13 protein-coding genes are annotated in these 18,629 nt (G+C 46.8%); all 13 read left to right on the top strand.

Going from position 1 to position 18,629, the window contains the following annotated elements:
- Window positions 1-31: 31 nt before the first annotated feature.
- The 13 genes from glpX (at window position 32) to L6I86_RS09150 (ending at window position 18,493) form a co-directional block, all read left to right on the top strand.
- On the top strand, window positions 32-997 hold the full coding sequence (gene glpX, locus L6I86_RS09210; protein WP_056614942.1) for a class II fructose-bisphosphatase: 966 nt from the start codon (window positions 32-34) through the stop codon (window positions 995-997).
- A 98-nt stretch (window positions 998-1,095) separates the two neighbouring features.
- Complete coding sequence (locus L6I86_RS09205) at window positions 1,096-1,761, top strand: hypothetical protein (protein ID WP_236286490.1); 666 nt, start codon at window positions 1,096-1,098, stop codon at window positions 1,759-1,761.
- A 174-nt stretch (window positions 1,762-1,935) separates the two neighbouring features.
- Entirely contained in the window at window positions 1,936-3,021 is a 1,086-nt protein-coding gene (locus L6I86_RS09200) for a Gfo/Idh/MocA family protein (protein ID WP_236286488.1), read from the top strand.
- Between the two features lie 152 nt (window positions 3,022-3,173).
- Complete coding sequence (locus tag L6I86_RS09195) at window positions 3,174-3,956, top strand: SDR family NAD(P)-dependent oxidoreductase (RefSeq protein ID WP_236286486.1); 783 nt, start codon at window positions 3,174-3,176, stop codon at window positions 3,954-3,956.
- Between the two features lie 500 nt (window positions 3,957-4,456).
- Window positions 4,457-5,578 (top strand): glycoside hydrolase family 88 protein, encoded by a 1,122-nt coding sequence (locus L6I86_RS09190; RefSeq protein WP_236286484.1) that lies wholly within the window; start codon window positions 4,457-4,459, stop codon window positions 5,576-5,578.
- Complete coding sequence (locus L6I86_RS09185) at window positions 5,571-6,725, top strand: DUF2264 domain-containing protein (RefSeq protein ID WP_236286482.1); 1,155 nt, start codon at window positions 5,571-5,573, stop codon at window positions 6,723-6,725. Before L6I86_RS09190 ends, L6I86_RS09185 begins: the two co-directional genes overlap by 8 nt.
- A 201-nt stretch (window positions 6,726-6,926) precedes the next feature.
- Window positions 6,927-8,036, top strand: coding sequence for a glycoside hydrolase family 172 protein (locus L6I86_RS09180; RefSeq protein ID WP_236286480.1), 1,110 nt, complete (start codon window positions 6,927-6,929; stop codon window positions 8,034-8,036).
- A gap of 124 nt (window positions 8,037-8,160) precedes the next feature.
- On the top strand, window positions 8,161-11,043 hold the full coding sequence (locus L6I86_RS09175) for an Ig-like domain-containing protein (RefSeq protein WP_236286478.1): 2,883 nt from the start codon (window positions 8,161-8,163) through the stop codon (window positions 11,041-11,043).
- A gap of 113 nt (window positions 11,044-11,156) precedes the next feature.
- Window positions 11,157-14,018 (top strand): Ig-like domain-containing protein, encoded by a 2,862-nt coding sequence (locus L6I86_RS09170; RefSeq protein WP_236286477.1) that lies wholly within the window; start codon window positions 11,157-11,159, stop codon window positions 14,016-14,018.
- Window positions 14,019-14,216: 198 nt separating this feature from the next.
- Window positions 14,217-14,906, top strand: coding sequence for a DUF1961 family protein (locus L6I86_RS09165; protein ID WP_236286475.1), 690 nt, complete (start codon window positions 14,217-14,219; stop codon window positions 14,904-14,906).
- 145 nt (window positions 14,907-15,051) lie between these two features.
- The gene (locus L6I86_RS09160; protein ID WP_236286473.1) at window positions 15,052-16,020 is read left to right on the top strand and encodes an ABC transporter permease; all 969 of its coding nucleotides are present in this window, start codon (window positions 15,052-15,054) and stop codon (window positions 16,018-16,020) included.
- A gap of 17 nt (window positions 16,021-16,037) precedes the next feature.
- Window positions 16,038-16,916, top strand: coding sequence for a carbohydrate ABC transporter permease (locus L6I86_RS09155; protein WP_236286471.1), 879 nt, complete (start codon window positions 16,038-16,040; stop codon window positions 16,914-16,916).
- A 41-nt stretch (window positions 16,917-16,957) separates the two neighbouring features.
- Window positions 16,958-18,493, top strand: coding sequence for an extracellular solute-binding protein (locus tag L6I86_RS09150; protein WP_236286469.1), 1,536 nt, complete (start codon window positions 16,958-16,960; stop codon window positions 18,491-18,493).
- The last annotated feature ends 136 nt before the right edge of the window (window positions 18,494-18,629 follow it).

Genomic DNA, 18,629 nt, shown 5'->3' with positions numbered 1-18,629 from the left:
ATCAAACCAATTTCGAGAGGGTGGATCGCTTATGCACAGAGACTTATCATTGGAAATCGTGCGGGTAACAGAGGCAGCAGCCATTGCATCATCTAGCTGGACAGGGAAAGGGAATAAGCATGATGCGGATGGAGCCGCAACTTCCGCGATGCGGGAATACTTTAGTGCTGTTCCTTTTCGGGGGACGGTTGTTATCGGTGAAGGGGAAATGGATGAAGCGCCAATGCTTTACATTGGGGAAGAGGTTGGCAGTGGCGTAGGACCTGAATTTGATGTGGCTGTTGATCCATTAGAGGGAACAGATATTGTGGCAAGCGGTCGGAATAATGCCCTATCTGTTGTGGCTATCGCAGAAAAAGGCAATCTCCTCCATGCCCCTGATATGTATATGGCGAAGCTGGCGGTTGGTCCACGCTTGGCTGGCAAGCTGAGTCTCGAAGATCCGCTAGAGGTGACCATTCAGAAAGCGGCAAGCATTTTGCATAAGGAAATTTCAGAGCTGACGGTCTCTATTCTGGATCGCAATCGACATGCCGAACACATTATGATCTTGCGTAAACTCGGAGTCAAAATATATTTGCTCAGTGACGGTGATGTAGCAGGTGCGATGGCAGTGGCATTCCCGGAAACGGGGATTGACCTGCATGTGGGTTCAGGGGGAGCACCCGAAGGTGTCCTTGCAGCAGCTGCTTTGCGCTGTATGGGGGGCGAACTGCAAGGGCGTTTGCTGCCTGAGAATGAAGAAGAACACCAGCGTTGCCTAGCCATGGGGATTTCGGATCCATCGAAAGTGTTAAGCATGCGGGACCTTGTGGGCGATTCCGATATTATATTCGCGGCAACAGGGGTCACATCAGGCGATTTCTTACATGGTGTCAAATATGGCTGGGGCGGTCGTGCGCAAACCCACTCAGTCGTGATGAGAGCAGAGACACAGACTGTGCGTTTTATCCAATGCGTTCACCAGTTACATGAGGAGCAGCGAGGGAGCGCCTAATTCGCAAGAACAACGGAACCTAGGAACAACATGCTAGACATGTGCCAAGTTCCCCTCTGCATATACTTGTGTTGAGAAGATGCGAAAAGAGGGATAACATGAGCTTGTCTTCAATTGATTTTCTTTCCGTCGTCCGCAGTTGTATACCTGAGGAGGCCGAGATTGTCGTGCTGAAGCAGGAGGGAGATCCCGCGGCGATTCTATACGCCGATGTGGATGGTGATGGGTTTCCAGAAATCACAGCCCTATATAGATATTTAGACCATCAATATTTGTTTTCCTTGAAAGAGTACTCAGGCAATTGGTTTCCGATCGGGTCGGCATCAACAGGAAGAGATCTTGCTGTGAAGGACTTTGCTGCAGCGCCTGTTTCACGCAAAGAAGGCTGGGATGTCCTTATTGGTTGGGAGCGGGCAGATGAACCCATAGCAGAACTGGATATTATTCAATGGACGCAAACAGGTTTTCAGCGCGTAATTCCACCTGGTACGACCTATTCACATCTGGAAATCGAAGATATGCCGACGCGGAATGGCCCAGATGGCTTGTGTGAAATTGCCTTATGGACGAAGGAGCAAGGTCAAGCGTACCGGGTAGAAACGTATCGCTGGGATCCTTACCGGCTTGTGCCAACAAGTGATGTGCATGGCTACTATTTCCAAAAAGTTGCTCGCTACTACGAGAATTTAACACAGGAGCAACCAAATGAGGGGCTGTATCGAAGTTATTTGGAGGAAGCTCAGAAGCGGGCAGGTGGTAGTTAGGTAGTCTTAAAAGTCAGGGGAACTATTCTCCTGGCTATTTTTGTGTCGTAATTTCTGAGTGAGATTTGTCCGAATGTTAGACTAAAAATAAGCGTTTTCATGTGCTACATTTAAGAGAGTTGTCTAGATATCATATATTTGTATGCAAGGAAAAAACCTACTGGAGGTCTTCACATGTCACGTAAGTATCGTATTGGTATTATTGGTTGCGGTGGAATTGCAAATGGCAAGCATTTGCCTAGTTTGAGCAAGCTGTCTAATGTTGAATTAGTCGCATTTTGTGACATCGTCCAAGAGAGTGCAGCAACAGCTGCAGCGAAATATGGGATTGAAGGCGCGCTCGTTTGCGAAGATTATAGAGAAGTATTGCAAGATGCCACGATTGATATCGTACATGTCTTAACACCGAATATTTCACATGCGGAAATTTCAATTGCTGCTCTTGAAGCTGGCAAGCATGTTATGTGTGAGAAGCCGATGGCGAAAACAGCAGAAGATGCGAAGCGCATGGTTGAAACAGCGAAACGCACTGGCAAAAAGCTGACCATTGGTTATAACAACCGTTTCCGTCCGGATAGTCAGCATTTGAAAAACGTATGTGCTGATGGTGAGCTTGGTCACATTTATTTTGCTAAAGCACATGCCATTCGTCGTCGTGCTGTACCGACATGGGGTGTATTCCTTGACGAAGAGAAGCAAGGTGGCGGTCCGTTAATCGATATCGGTACGCATGCCCTTGATCTTACACTTTGGATGATGGACAACTATAAGCCGAAGGTTGTATTAGGTACGTCCTATCATGAATTGTCCCATAAAGAAAACGCTGCTAACGCTTGGGGACCTTGGGATCCTAGCAAGTTTACGGTAGAAGATTCCGCTTTCGGGATGATCGTGATGGAGAATGGTGCAACTATTATTCTTGAATCCAGCTGGGCGTTAAACACACTTGAAGTAGACGAAGCGAAGTGTTCGTTAAGCGGTACTGAAGGTGGAGCGGATATGAAAGGCGGCCTTCGCATCAATGGTGAGAAGCACAGCCGTCTTTACACAACCGAGGTTGATTTGAAAGCAGGCGGAGTTGCTTTCTACGATGGTAAAAGCGAAAGCGCTGCTGATGTAGAAATGCGTACTTGGATCAATGCGATTGATCAAGATATTGATCCGGTTGTTACGCCTGAGCAAGCTTACGTAGTATCGCAAATTCTTGAAGCCATTTATGAGTCCGCTCGTACGGGCAAAGCTGTTTATTTAAACCAATAGAAATGGAAATAATGGAAAACCATGAGGATGATAAGTCCTGATGGTTTTTTTTGCTATTATTTCAGATGAGATTTGAAAAATGGCGCTGTGATGGCGTATGCTTATCTATAGATTGCTATTATTCTGTTATTGAGGGAAAGGAAGCGAACCATATGCAATTAGGCTTGCAAAATAAGGTGGCCTTAATCACGGGAGGAAGTAAAGGGATCGGACTTGCTACCGCGATTTCTTTATCCCGCGAAGGGGCGAAGGTGGCTATTCTTGCGCGTAATGTAGAGCAGCTTCAAGAAGCTGCGGTCCAAATTGCTAATCTAACCGAAGGTGAGGTTCTTACGATTGTGGCGGATGTGACGTCGGAAGCTGATTGTCAGAGAGCAATAGAAGAAACGGTTCAACGTTTCGGCGGTTTACATATTCTTGTGAATAATGCGGGGACTTCCGCAGCGGCACCATTTGAACAAGTAGGTTCAGCTGTATGGCGCCAAGATTTGGAATTGAAATTATTCGGGGCGATTCATTGCTCGCAATTTGCGATTCCACATATGCGAGAAGCAGGCGGTGGCTCGATTGTGAATATTACGACATCCGCGGCTAAGACGCCTCCTGCCTCATCGCTTCCAACATCGGTCAGCAGAGCGGCTGGATTGGCTTTAACGAATGCGATGAGCAAAGATTTGGGATCGGCACAGATTCGAGTCAATACCGTGTGTATTGGAACCATCCGAAGTGACCAAATCGAGAAGGTTTGGAAAAAGCGGGCTCCAGAGCTTACTTGGGAGGAATTCGCAAGTGACCCGCGGCATGATATTCCATTAGGCCGTATTGGTAATGCGGAGGAAGCGGCGAATGTGATAACCTTTTTAGCATCGGATGCAGCTTCCTATGTAACGGGGACCTCTGTGAATATTGATGGTGGAAAAGGCGCAGCCTTATAGAAATTCAAATAGAACAAAGCCTATGTCTCTCCGTTAACGGAAAGCCATAGGCTTTGTTCTTCTTCTATGTTTTTTAGGGCATGGTGCTAGGATTAAATTCTACGTTTCTTTCTTAGATACCAGATGATCTCAGAGATAGCGTCCCGTATTGAAGTGTTTTGGTGAAAAGCTAATGTCATTGTCATAAGCAAGAAACCTCCCTAACCCTGAAAGAATGTCATGCATGAATAGTATTACGTAAGAAAATTGACGTTGGTTCTATTTTTTTTTAGTGGGTTAAGCCTATTTTTAAAAATAATGCTTCTCACGGATTCACTTCAACCAACAGCACTATTTTTGGATCAACTTTCTTGTCCAAAAGGACGTCAAAGCCGTTAATTTTACTTGACAGGTTAAACGTTTCAATTTAATCTAAATATGAGTGTTAAACGTTTAACACGCTCGTGAAGTTGAAGCAGGTACTGAGCAACCTATAACAAGGGATACGGAGTGATTCTAACATGTGGAAACAAGCTATTGAGGATGCTTTGCAGAAGACGAAAGTGAATATTGAGCGTTTCGGGGATCAGTTCCCTCATGTCAGTGAGAACGATATTTATCATTTGAATCCGAATACCGATTGGACGGATGGTTTCTGGTCAGGGATATTGTGGCTGAGCTACCAGTATAGCGGTGACAAAGTATTCCAAGAGGCTGCACAGAAAACGGTAGCGAGCTTTAAACAAAGACTTGAGAATCATGTTGGATTAGATCATCATGATATTGGCTTCCTATATTCCCTTTCTTCGAAGGCGCAGTGGATTCTTGAGAAAGATGAGAATGCGAAACAGCTTACCTTGCAAGCTGCTGATGTATTGATGAAGCGTTGGAGACCAAAAGGCCAGTACATTCAAGCTTGGGGACCTGAGGGTGACGCGCATAATGGCGGACGGATCATTATCGATTGCCTGTTAAACCTTCCGTTGCTTTACTGGGCATATGAACAGACCGGAGATACGAAATATAAAGAAGTAGCGATCATCCATGCGGATTTATCACGCCGCTACTTGGTGCGCGGTGATGATTCCTCTTACCACACTTTCTACTTCGATCAAGAAACAGGCGAACCGCTGCGTGGTGGAACGCATCAAGGTTATCAAGATGGATCGACTTGGACAAGAGGACAAGCGTGGGGGATTTACGGGTTTGCGCTTTCGTACCACTACACGAAAAATCCGCTCTATTTAGAGACAGCCAAACGCTTAGCGCGTTATTTCTTCGAGCGTTTGCCAGAAGATGACGTTGTATATTGGGATTTCAATGCACCAGTAAATGCCGAAACGAAGCGGGATAGTTCTGCTTCTGCGATTGCTTCTGCAGGGGCGTTAGAGATTCTTGAGCATTTGGCAGCAGATGATCCGGATCGTGCGTATTTGGAAAATGGCGTGCAACGTTCGATGGCTGGACTAGTGAAATCATACGCTACGATTGGCAAACCAGATGCGCAAGGATTCCTTGAGCGCGGTTCGTATAGTGTTCGCGGCGGAGCTGCACCGGATGATTATGTCATTTGGGGAGACTACTATTATTTAGAGGCCTTGCTTCGTCTAGAAAAAGGATTCAAGGGGTATTGGTATGAGTAATTCACAATCGGTCGTGGCAACAGATCGCGCTTATTGGGTTCAGACGATGCTTCGCATCGCTGAGCCTGTCCTTAGGGCGCTAGCAAGTAGACAACTTCGAGCCACAATGCCAGTTGAATGTAAAAAAGAAGAGCAACGCGCGTTCACGCATCTCGAAGCGTTCGGTCGTACGCTCGTCGGGATGGCACCTTGGTTAGAGACACCAGCGTTAGATGCCGAGGAGGAACAGCTTCGTCAGGCGTACGGTAATCTCGTACGAGAAGCAATGGATGCGGCAACGGATCCGGAATCTCCGGATTTCTTGAACTTCGCTCAGGGAATGCAGCCAATCGTAGATACCGCATTCTTGGCGCATGCCATTTTGCGTGCACCGAATACGCTATGGCATAGCTTGGACTCTCGCGTTCAAAAGAATCTCGCTGCCGCGATGAAAACTTCACGGACGCGCAAGCCAGGCTTCAATAACTGGCTGCTTTTCGCAGCGATGACGGAAACCGCGCTTGGTGTTATGGGCGAAGACTGGGATCATATGCGTGTTGATTTTGCGTTAAAACAACATGAACAGTGGTATCTAGGTGATGGCTTGTATGGTGATGGCGTGGATTATCATGCGGATTACTACAACAGCTTCGTTATTCAGCCGATGATGGTGGATATCATTGAGCATGTGCATACGTATTATGACGATTGGGGAAAAATGCGTGAGAATGTCCTGAAGCGTGCGCAGCGGTATGCAGCCGTTCAGGAGCGTATGATTTCTCCAGAAGGTACATTCCCAGCGATTGGGCGTTCGTTAGCTTATCGCTTCGGAGCTTTCCAATCGCTGGCGCAGACAGCACAGCGGCGAGAGTTGCCTGTTGGCGTCCAACCGGCTCAAGTACGCGGAGCTTTAACAGCTGTCATCCGCAGATTGATTGAAGCACCAAACACCTTCGATGAAGGCGGTTGGTTGCGGATTGGACTTTGCGGACATCAGCCAGAGCTTGGCGAGCCGTACATCTCAACAGGAAGCTTATACTTATGCTCTGCAGTATTTTTACCGCTTGGCTTGGCAGCGAATGATACGTTCTGGCAAGGTGCGGATGTACCGTGGACCTCACAGCAAGTTTGGTCGAGTCAGACGGTTGCAATAGATAAAGCATTATAGGAGTAGACTAGTCATTTCAAAGCACGTACACATCCCGATGGGATGGGTACGTGCTTTTTCTCATTGAATGAGTAAGTACCGTTCGATGTCTATGCAAATCGGGGGATTGCCTCATTGTTTGATGTATAGGCGAACCATACAATAAGAATTATGAAGCGAAGGCCAACTTCCCTACGACCACTAAACCGAGGAGAGATCTTAATGGGCTTATTGGATGGATTGTATCGATTTCAGAATTGCCGAACACTTCGGGTTTCGAGCTACGACCGATCGGGAGGAAATGACGATTATATTAAAATTAAGCCTGGAGACACGGCAGTTCTTGCTGAGCTGCACAATGCGGGGATTATCAAACATATTTGGATAACGATCAATGCGAAGGATCCCATGTACAATCGCAACCTAATTTTGCGCATGTACTGGGACGGCGAATCGGAGCCAAGCGTACAAAGTCCAATCGGCGATTTCTTCGGACAGGGCTGGGGCGAGCATTATTTATTTGCCTCCCTTCCGATGGCTGCGGCTCCAGCAGGAGGAAGGGGACTGAATTGTTACTTCCCGATGCCGTTCTCCCAAGGTGCGAAAATCACACTCGAGAACGACTCGGAGTTCGAGGTCCCCTCTTTTTATTATTACATTGATTATGAGGAGCATGCTTCTATACCAGATGATGCAGGACGGTTTCACGCCTGGTGGAATCGGGAAATAACCGAACCGTCAGGTGAGCAAGAGAACGAGTGGGGACTTATGGGTGAACCGCCGAAAAATCAAACGGATGAAGGCAATTATTTGTTTGCAGAAATTGAGGGACGTGGACATTTTGTCGGCGTTAATTACTATGTCGATAGTCCAGGACCGATGTGGTATGGAGAAGGCGACGACATGTTTATGGTAGATGGTGAACCATGGCCGGGATCGTTGCATGGCACAGGCACGGAGGATTTCTTCAATTCCTCTTGGTGCCCGAACGAGTTGTATACCCATCCTTACTTCGGATACGCGCGAATACCGGATAAGCTAGGTTTTATGGGGCGTACGCATTGTTACCGTTTTTTGTTAGAGGATTCCATTCATTTCCGCAAGTCACTCCGCTCCAGCATTGAGCATGGGCATGCTAACGTGCTGACATTAGACATCGCCAGTGTTGCCTATTGGTACCAAAGTGAGCCGCATAAAGCTTTTCCAGCGATTCCGCAGAGATCATTGCGTCAAAATATGCCAGTAATCACGGCGAGCGACGTTCACCGCTGGCGGGATGCGTGGAGAAAGTCCAAAGGCTCGGGCAAGCTTTGGGGGAATGAGCTGGAATGAGTTATCCCCACTCGTATTAGTAATCTCCCTGTTCTGTATGGCATGACACGCTAACGCGGTTATGTATAACTTGTATCACGATAAGGAGGTAAGTATGAGGAGGCTTAGCTGTTTATGGATGTGCATGATGTTGAGTTTATCGATGGTACCTACAGGTATCCAAGCCATGGAAAGCGAACCGCTACAAAGCCTTACGGGGACAGAAGGACTGCAAATTGTTCGGCCGGTCTCGGCAGGTGCAGCAGCAGGAAGTCAATTTTTTCCGCTGGATAGAGCCTTTGACGGTCAACCGGATCTAGATGAGAATTCCGGCCTTCCTATTGGGGGCGTAGGAACTGCGGATGCCCCCGCTTATAACGGAGGCAGGGTTGGTTACTTGGACTTCGGAGCAGATTGGAGCAAGGTTAGGATTACGTCGACATGGACCAAATACAGAGCGTCCAGCTCGGGCGATCAGTCCCCCTACGCGGAACTCTGGTGGGATAATGATATCAACACGGTAATTGACAGCGTTTACAAGGAAAACCGCCTCAACTTCAATAGCGCAAAAGGTCTTTCAACGGGCTCCACGACACCATGGTTCATGGACAGTGATGTCAGCGATAACCCTGTTTCGCCAAAGGCTAGATATTTGCTACTCCGTGGTCCTGCTACGATGACCAATAGAGCTAGTGAATACGCAATGATTGGTTGGATCGATGCCAACGGCAACGGAGTTCAGGAGGCGCCATTCCGCGCTGTAACCGGAATTACCGTATCGGGTACAGGCGGGGCAACTAGCATGTTGACGAACGCTGTACTGCAGATGTCGGCTGTCGTACAGCCTTTTACCGCAACCGACAAATCCTATGTGTGGTCCGTCCAGAATGGAACCGGAAGTGCAACCATTGACGCGAATGGACTTCTTACTGCAGGATCGGAAGGTACGGTGACGGTAAAGGCAACGGCACTAGATGGATCAGGCGTGACAGGAATTAAAGAGATCGTCATTTCCAAGTACAGCCAGTTGATCTTGCCTGATCAAGGAAATACCAACATCTATTACAAGGACCTGCAAGCCTCTTTCAAAAATGTGAATTGGCAAACACTTGAGCGTTTGTACATACCCTCGGGGGACTATCAATATATCAAATTGGGCAACCTCCCCAAACGTAGCGCCGATAATCCTCTGATTATTACCAACTATGGCGGTAAAGTAGCGGTTAGCGGTACACACGCCTATACCTTGTCCATCGAAGGCGGTGCAAACTGGATTTTGACTGGGGAATATAACGAAGAATTAAAAACCGGAGATGTCCACTATCAGGGACATAAGGACGGCAATTATGCCGATTCCGCTGGCAAATACGGTATAGAAGTCGGCCGAAATACGTCCAATGGGATTGGTGTAGGCAACGGTGCTACAAACTTCGAACTTTCGTATATGGAAGTTGCTCATGCCGGTTTTGCTGGACTGTTAATTAAGACGGATGGTGTACCGACAGCAACGATGGACGGTGTCAAAATCCATGATATGTACATCCATGATGCGGAGTCTGAAGGGATGTATATCGGCAATACCAGCAGCGATCTCAGCAAGCAGCATATTTTTACCAATCTGGAGATCTATAACAACAGGGTCCTACGGTCAGGAACGGAAGGCATTCAGTTATCCAATATGGGGGATGGCATCAAAGTTCATAACAATGTAGTCGTGATGAGCTCTCTGGATTGGAAAGATCCATTCCAGCTCTGGCAGGACGGGGTCTTCCAGTATAGTCAACGCATTGGAAGCGCAGAAATCTCTGACAATGTGTTTATAGGAGGTGCCAGCAACCTTTTCACGCTAAGATTATCGGCAGCACCCGGAGAGCTACTTGATCCGACTGATGAAGTCGTGTTCCGCAACAATTACTTCTCCTATGGACGAGATATCCTTGCCTATGTTCATAATACGCCTTCCAACTACGCGTCGAAATTCCGGTTCGAGAACAATATCGTCCAGCAATTCAATTACCAATATGATGAGTTACCTAGCGAACAAGTAAATGCGAACAAACTGCTTTATGTTCAAGACAATACACACAATTCGATGATTTTCCGTAACAATACTCTTGATGGCGAGCAAGTATTCATTGATGCAATTGGAGGAAATAACGGGACTACAAGCAACATATCGGCAACAGACAATAGCACGTTAGCTGATGCGGCACCAATTCTTTTCAGAGACGTGACGTTCCCTGTCGATTTTGACTGGAGTAAGGTGGAGAGATGGGACGATTACTCGGATTTGTATAAAGAGCCGATCTATTTCAATTATGGCGATTATGTTTATTATTTCCCAACCGGTGAATTGTACGAAAGCATTGAGCCGGGAACCCACACGGGCAAAAATCCTACGACGAATCCATCTACCTGGAGGCTCTTGACGCGGATGAAGGAAGACTTCAGACTCGACCCAGCCTCTCCGTATCAGGGCATAGGTCTGTTAGAAGGAGGTACGGAGACGCAAGATTCCACGCCGCCAGTCATCGAATCATTGGAGCAGCTGTCGTTCTTGCAGACCGAATCAGTTGCTGTAGACATTAAGGCTAACGATAACGGAGGAAGTGGCTTACACTCGCTTAAAGTGATTTTCAATGGGGAGCCAGTGGGGACCACGATCGCTTTAAACGCTTACGAGTTGGGGGTCGGCACGTACCCAATCGTTGTTACGGCTTTAGATAGGGCTGGTAACCAAACTGTAGTGGAATTAGAGCTTGTCATTCGAATGGATGCGAATCATCTGGAGGAATTGCTGGAATACGGAAGTGTTAACGAATGGATTAGCAATGACGGTATCCGCAACAGCTTGATGTCTCACGTGAAAAATATTCAGCGAGATCAAGGCAATGCTAAGAAATTCGAAAACAGCATCCAATCCATGACTAATGCAGTAAGCTCGCAAAAAGGCAAACATATTAACGCAGCGTTCGCAGACGTCATTCTCGCGGATTTGGCGTTTCTTCAAAATACCATAGGTAACTGAACCGTCCCGTGTATTCGTCTTCGCTCATCACCTGCATGAAAACCAGACTCGAATCGTTTGACATAGTCCGCTAATGCGGTTATGTATAGATTTCTATGAGGAGGTAAGTAGTGATGAAAAAAATGCTCACGAGTACGTTGATTGTCAACCTGATGTTGCTAGCGTTTTGGCTCACGGGAAGCACTGCAATGGCAAATGGAGCGTTGCAGTTGATTCAACCTTCCGCTGCCGGAGCGGCGACGGGAAGTACATTCTTTCCGTTAGAGAATGCTTTTGACAGTACGGATGCTGCGCTCGATGGTGCCGGGGTGCCAGTCGGCGGTGCAGGACCGAACAATGCGCCAGCCTATTCCACGAGCCGGGTCGGATATGTGGATCTCGGCCCGAATTGGGCAAATGTACGAATCACATCTACCTGGACGAAGTATAGGGCATCAAGTGTCGGTGATATGACCCCCTATACTGAGCTGTGGTGGGACAACGATATCGACATGACCAATGACAGTGGATTAACGGAAACTCATCTTAACTTCAACAGTGTACAGGATCTCCCCAACACAGGCACTACAACACCTTGGATACAGGACAATGACGTAAGCCTCAGCCCGGTTTCGCCATCGGGACGGTATTTGATGCTTCGCTCTCCAATCAACATGACAAACCGAGCGAGCGAATATGCAATCGTGGGATATCTCGTTGAGGAGTCCTATAAAATCATTACGCCTACTGTGGCCGGACAGGCGAGTGGAAGCCAGTTTTATCCTCTGGACAACGCTTTTGATGGTCAGCCAAGTCTCGATTCTCTAACAGGTCAACCGACGGGAGGCGTAACAGCGGATGATGCGCCAGCCTATGCCGACAGGGTGGGCTATATGGACTTTGGAGCGGATTGGAGCAAGGTGAGATTAACGTCAACATGGACCCAATACAGAGCGTCTAGTTCAGGAAATCAGACACCTTATGCGTCACTTTGGTGGGATGATGACATTGACATGGTGAATAACAGTGGTTTCACGGAAACGCGAATCAACTTCAACAGTGCGCAAAATCTGTCAACCGGAGCAACGACAGCATGGGTGAAGGACAAAGATGTCACCAGCAACCCTGTGGTGCCGAAGGCCAGGTATTTGTTAGCACGCAGTCCTCTTGCGATGACGAATAGGGCCAGTGAATATGCGTTCGTTGGCTGGATTGACGAGAATGGCAACGGGATTCAAGACTCACCCTATCGTGCTGTAAGTGGAATAACCTTAACAGGAGCGGGGGGAGCCACCAGCCTATTAACGGGCAGTACACTGCAGATGTCGGCTGTTGTGCAGCCTTTCGATGCAACGAATGCCAACATCACTTGGTCGGTTGTGAACGGAACCGGAAGCGCTACGATTACTTCAAGCGGCTTGCTGACAGCGGTATCAGATGGGAACGTAACGGTAAAGGCAACTGCGCAGGATGGATCCGGTATATTTGGCACATTCGATCTGGCCATCTCACAATACAGCCAATTGATATTGCCCGTTCAAGGGGCTACTACCATCTACTACATTGACTTGCAAGCCTCTTTCCCAAATGTCAATTGGCTGACACTTGAACGGCTCTACATCCCTGCCGGGAATTATCAATACATTAAACTTGGGAATCTACCGCAAAGGACGGCCAGTAATCCTCTGATTATTACAAACTATGGCGGTCAGGTAAAAGTCAGCGGCACCTATTCGTATACGTTGTCCATCGAAGGCGGTAAACATTGGATTTTAACAGGCAAATATGACAGTGTGCTTAAAACAGGTCATGTCAATTTCCAAGGGCATCAGAATGGAAATTACTTGACTTCCGCAGGCAAATATGGAATTGAAGTGGGCCGCAACGATTCCAATGGCATCAGTGTAAGCAAGAACGCCACAAACTTCGAGCTTACGCATATAGAGGTTGCCCATGCCGGATTCGCTGGTCTATTGATTAAAACGGACGGTGTTCCGACGGCGACCATGGATGGCGTAAAAATCCATGATATGTACATCCACGATTCGGAATCGGAAGGGATGTACATCGGAAATACCAGCAGTGATATCAGCAAACAGCATATCTTCACCAATCTGGAAATCTTTAATAATCGAGTCTTAAGGTCCGGTACGGAAGGTATACAATTGACCAATATGGGAGATGGCGTCAAGGTTTATAATAACGTTGTCGTCATGAACGCTCTTGATTGGAAAGATCCGTTCCAGCAATGGCAGGACGGTACCTTCCAGTATGGTCAAAGAACGGGCAGTGCTGAGATCTATAACAACGTATTTATCGGCACCGCCAGCACCTTATTTACATTAAGATTTTCTGCAGCTCCAGGGGAGACACCAGATCCTACAGATGAAGTTGTGATGCATGACAATTACTTCTCCCATAGTAGGGATATATTTGCCTATATCCATGATACGCCTTCCAATTATGCATCGAAATTCAGGTTTGAAAATAATGTGATTCGGCAAATCAATTTCCACTATGATGAAATTCCTGGTGGACATGTGAATTCGAACAAAATGTTCTATGTTTCGGACAATACGCACAATCCGATGGTCTTCACGAACAATACACGAGATGGCGGGCAAGTTTTCATTGACAGCATAGCTGGAAATAACGGGACATTAGGCAATATTACCGCAACGGGTAATACGACTAATGCAAGCTTAGCTCCGATTAAATTCAAGGATGTGGCGCCGTTCTCTTCTACCTTTGATTGGAGCCTAGTAGAAAGATGGGATGACTATTCGGATTTATACGCTGTCCCGATTTATTTCAATTACGGAGATTATGTGTATGATTTCCCAACAGGTAATCTGTACAAAAATGTGGAAGCAGGGACCCACACGGGCAAGAATCCGGCTACAAATCCTGCTACATGGAGTCTTCTGACACCGATGAAGGAGGATTTCAGGCTGGATGCGACATCGCCTTATCAGGGAACGGGTCTTCTGCCATAGTGAATCGGGATAGGTTATCCCTATGTATAATCAAGCCGTTCTGCGTAAGCAGGACGGCTTGATTGGTGTGAGAATCCTGTTAACCCTATGCATTTCGGATGATCTCCTCCTTGTTGGGTACAGGCGCTGGCGATAGAATAGAGATAAAGGAACTTCTAAATTTTAGAAAGAAAAAGTCAGGTAGGGGGAATAGAGACAATGTCTCAAGAAAAGCGGACGCTAATCTACGAAAATAAGCTGGCATCGATTGAGGATATTCAGGACTTCAAGTTGGAAGGCAAGGCCAAAATCACATTTCCTAACGGCAGGCTGCGGATGGAGAACGCGCTCGACGAAAGCTTGGAACAAATGGCCAATTATGTGTTCTGGTGCCCTGAAGAATTTCCTGGAGACATTCAGGTGGAGTGGGATTTTTGGCCAATTAAGGAGCCTGGTCTGAGTATGATGTTTTTTGCTGCAGCTGGAAAGTACGGGGAAGATTTGTTCGCGACCAATTTGAACGAACGGTCTGGTCAATATGCACATTACACGCACGGAGACATCAACACGTTGCATATTTCTTATTTCCGGCGTAGGTACCCAGATGAAAGAGGCTTTCATACATGCAATTTGCGCAAAAGCTATGGTTTTCATTTAGTAGCTCAAGGCGCGGATCCGATTCCTAATGTGGAGGATTGTATATCGCCCTATCATATGGTACTTCGGAAGCAGGGAGCGAAGGTCCGTTTTGCAATAAACGAACTGCCTATATTGGAGTGGGAGGACGATGGCACAGAATTTGGTCACGTTCTGGGCAGCGGCAAGATCGGTTTACGTCAGATGGCTCCTTTGATCGCTGAATATGCGAATTTACAAGTGTACCGTCTGGATGAAGACGAAACAACCTAATAAGAATAATAGATAATCGTTCGACAACCCAAGACGATTCCTATGCTTTTCGGTTGATCCCCTTATTGTTTGGTGTAAACGCTTCACTTACAATTTAAGTAAGAAGAGACCAAGATACATCTCAGTAAAGAGGGAGGCGAACTTCATGAGTACTGCACCGACAAGTGCGAAGGATGCGGCGCTTCAGAACAAGCACACGCGACTTGCCGGAATCCCAACATTTCGTTATATGAGGCGTTTTTGGCCGTTTTATGCGATGTTGGCACCAGGAATTTTATACTTTTTAGTATTCAAGTATGTTCCTTTATTAGGAAGCATTATAGCGTTTCAAGAGTACAACTTGTATGGCGGCTTCTTGCAAAGCGATTGGGTAGGCTTCAAATGGTTTCAGCAGTTTTTCGAGTTTGTACATTTCCGACGGTTGTTATGGAACACGTTGGCCATTAGCTTTTATCAACTGATCTTTGCTTTTCCTGCTCCGATCATACTTGCCATTCTATTGAATGAGATCAGAAGCATGGCGATGCGCCGAACTATACAGACCATCGTTTATTTGCCTCATTTTCTATCGTGGATCATCATTGCGGGCTTCGGTTACATGCTGCTGTCCCCCCAGATCGGACTTATTAATCATATGGTAAAGGCATTTGGTTACGAGCCGATCTTTTTCCTGCAAGAGCCGAGTTGGTTTCGTACGATTGTTGTCAGCTCCGGCATGTGGAAAGAAGCGGGTTGGAGCGCAATTGTTTTCTTAGCGGCAATTGCGGGAATCAATCCTTCGTTGTACGAAGCAGCTCGAATCGATGGAGCAAGTCGCTGGAGGCAGCTCTTGCATGTAACGCTTCCCGGTATGATGCCGGCGATCATGCTGCTTCTGCTATTGAAAATCGGGCATACCCTCGATCTGGGCGTCGAGCAAATCTATGTCTTCCTGAGTCCAATTACATATGAGGTTGGGGACATTATCGATACGTACGCTTATCGGGAAGGCATTCTCAAAGGTGAATACAGCATGACTACCGCGATTGGATTGTTTAAGTCAATTGTCGGGTTCGCACTATTGATTGCTGCTAACCGGATCAGCCGCAGTACGACTGGCGAGCGTCTATTCTAAGAGAGGGGGAACAAGCAATGCGCTATCGTCTCACATTCGGAGAAAAAGTCTTCGATGCGTTTAACTACATCGTACTGCTAATTGCGTGCGCTGCTGTTATGCTGCCCTTCCTCAATATCATTGCAAGCTCGCTTAGTTCGCCGGAGGCGCTAATCCGGGGGGAAGTTACTTTTTGGCCCAAAGGTCTAAATGTTACGAATTATCAAGTTGTGATGGAAAATAAAGTGTTTTGGAGATCATTTGGCATCACCCTATTCATCGTCGTTGTCGGAACGGCGGTCAACATGTTCATGACAGTCGTAACCGCATATCCGCTCGCTAAGCAGGGACTTAAAGGGAAAAATATCATTCTGCTGCTGATTGTCTTCACGATGATCTTCCAAGCGCCAATGATTCCCACGTACTTGATTGTAAAAAATCTTCACTTGCTGAACACGGTATGGGCGTTAATTATTCCTGGTGCGATTTCGGCCTTCAATATGTTCATATGTCTGACCTTCTTTCGGTCGCTGCCAGAGGAACTGTTCGAGGCTGCCCGTGTAGATGGTATGAAGGAGTTCTCCATTTTGTGGCGAATTGCAGTTCCTTTATCAACGCCAATCATGGTGACTTTGATTCTCTTTTATGCCGTCAGTCATTGGAATAATTACTTTGCCGCTCTGCTGTACATCAATGATTTCAAACAGAGACCGTTGCAGCTGTATCTTTACAATTTGATTGCACAGTTTAACATGAACGAGGAAATGGCTTCCCTTGTTGAATCCAACGTCGTCCTTTCACCGCAAGGTCTGCAGATGGCAACGATTCTAGTCGCGACAGTTCCAATTCTTTTGGTTTACCCTTTCATCCAGAAGCACTTTATTAAGGGCGCACTCATCGGTTCGATCAAAGAGTAACACGCTTTGATTCATAAACAAGTTCTGAGAGGAAGGTTTATATGAGAAAAGGGTTTATGCAAACAGCATTTATATTGTCCGCTTTCTCGCTAATAGCTTCAGGTTGCGGAAACGGGGAAGACAATACGGTCAGTACGCCTGAAGCAACCAAAACTGTAGAGGCAACGCAAGCACCTACCGCAACACCAGCGGCACCAGTTAAAATCCGGATGTTTGCTTCCGATCAGTCACTTCCTCCATTGGATGCGAATGATCCCAACATTGTCTTCATGGAGAAGAAGACGAACACGGACGTGGACTTGGTATCCCTACCCCATTCGCAGTATGAAGACCAGCTTAAGCTGAAATTTGCATCCGGTGATTTCCCAGATGTCTATCAATCCTGGTCAGGCCCTGAAGCTGACCTGATTGCCGCAGGCAAGGTTCTCGAACTGAACGATCTGATCGATAAATTTGGTCCAAACTTGAAAAAGAATATTCCCCAAGCTGCATGGGATGCTGTATCTGTAAACGGGAAAATTCTGGCCATTCCGCAGCCTTCCAGTAATTCGAATTCAACGCTTTACGTGCGTCAAGACTGGTTGGATAAGCTAGGACTGCAAGCTCCCAAAACTTCCGATGAGCTGATGACTGTTCTGAAGGCATTCCGGGATAAAGATCCGAACGGAAACGGCAAGAAGGATGAAATCCCATTCTCCATGCGGGAGAAATTCACTTGGGGCGACAATATCTTCGGCATGTGGGGCGTCAACAACTCCTACACGGAAGTCTTTTACAACAACGAAGTGATCATCCAGAATATTCATCCCAATATGAAGCAATCGCTTGGATTTATCAAATCGATGGTGGACGAAAAAGTAATGGATTCGGAATTTCTGACCAATTCCAGAACGGTTTGGGAACAGAAAATCAAATCCGGTTTGGTCGGCATGTGGTCGCACACGCAACAACTGGCATGGCAATGGCAAGCTGATTTAGACAAAACGATTCCGAACGATAAACCGAATGTCGTAGCCATTCCTACTCCACGAGGTACAGGTTATGATGGCCCTCTCGGAACCCGCTGGAGCCCAGTAGCCAAAACGTACATTATCATGAAGAGTACCAAAAATCCGGAAGCCGTTATCAAATATTTTGATTGGCTGATGAGTGAAGATGGCCAGATGTTCACCGATTTGGGGCAAGAAGGAGATTCGTATAAAAAGGAAAACGGCAAGATCGTAGTTGATACAGCGAAGATGGAGAAAAATAAAGCATTTAACGTGATCTTCAAGATTCATGGTACGAATCCTGCGGTAGAGGAAGCCAAACTAAGCAATCCTGCTGCTTTCGCCAAGTTGAAGGCTGCATGGGCTGTTGGCGATAAAGAAGGCTTCAAGAATGAGGCTGTAGGTATGCCGGCTGCCAAAAACACGTACAACATTGATACGATGTTCCTTGAAGAAGGCAGCAAAATTGTACTTGGCAAAGCACCTGTTGAACACTTTGATGAATTCGTTAAAACCTGGCGCAAGCAAGGCGGCGATCAGATGGTCAAGGAGCGTACAGACTGGTACAATAAAAATAGGAAAAAATAGGTCATTGGGTTTGGAAAGCAACCCTCGACCGGGTTTCCCGGAAGAGGGTTGTTCTTCTTCAAAATATATGAATTTATAAGTTTTACATCATAATTTGGCTATTTTTCTCTATAAACGCTCCCGTCCTTGAAGGACG

The sequence above is a fragment of the Paenibacillus allorhizoplanae genome, assembly GCF_927798215.1.
GTDB lineage: Bacteria > Bacillota > Bacilli > Paenibacillales > NBRC-103111 > Paenibacillus_E > Paenibacillus_E allorhizoplanae.
This window is presented reverse-complemented; position numbering and strand designations above follow the sequence as displayed.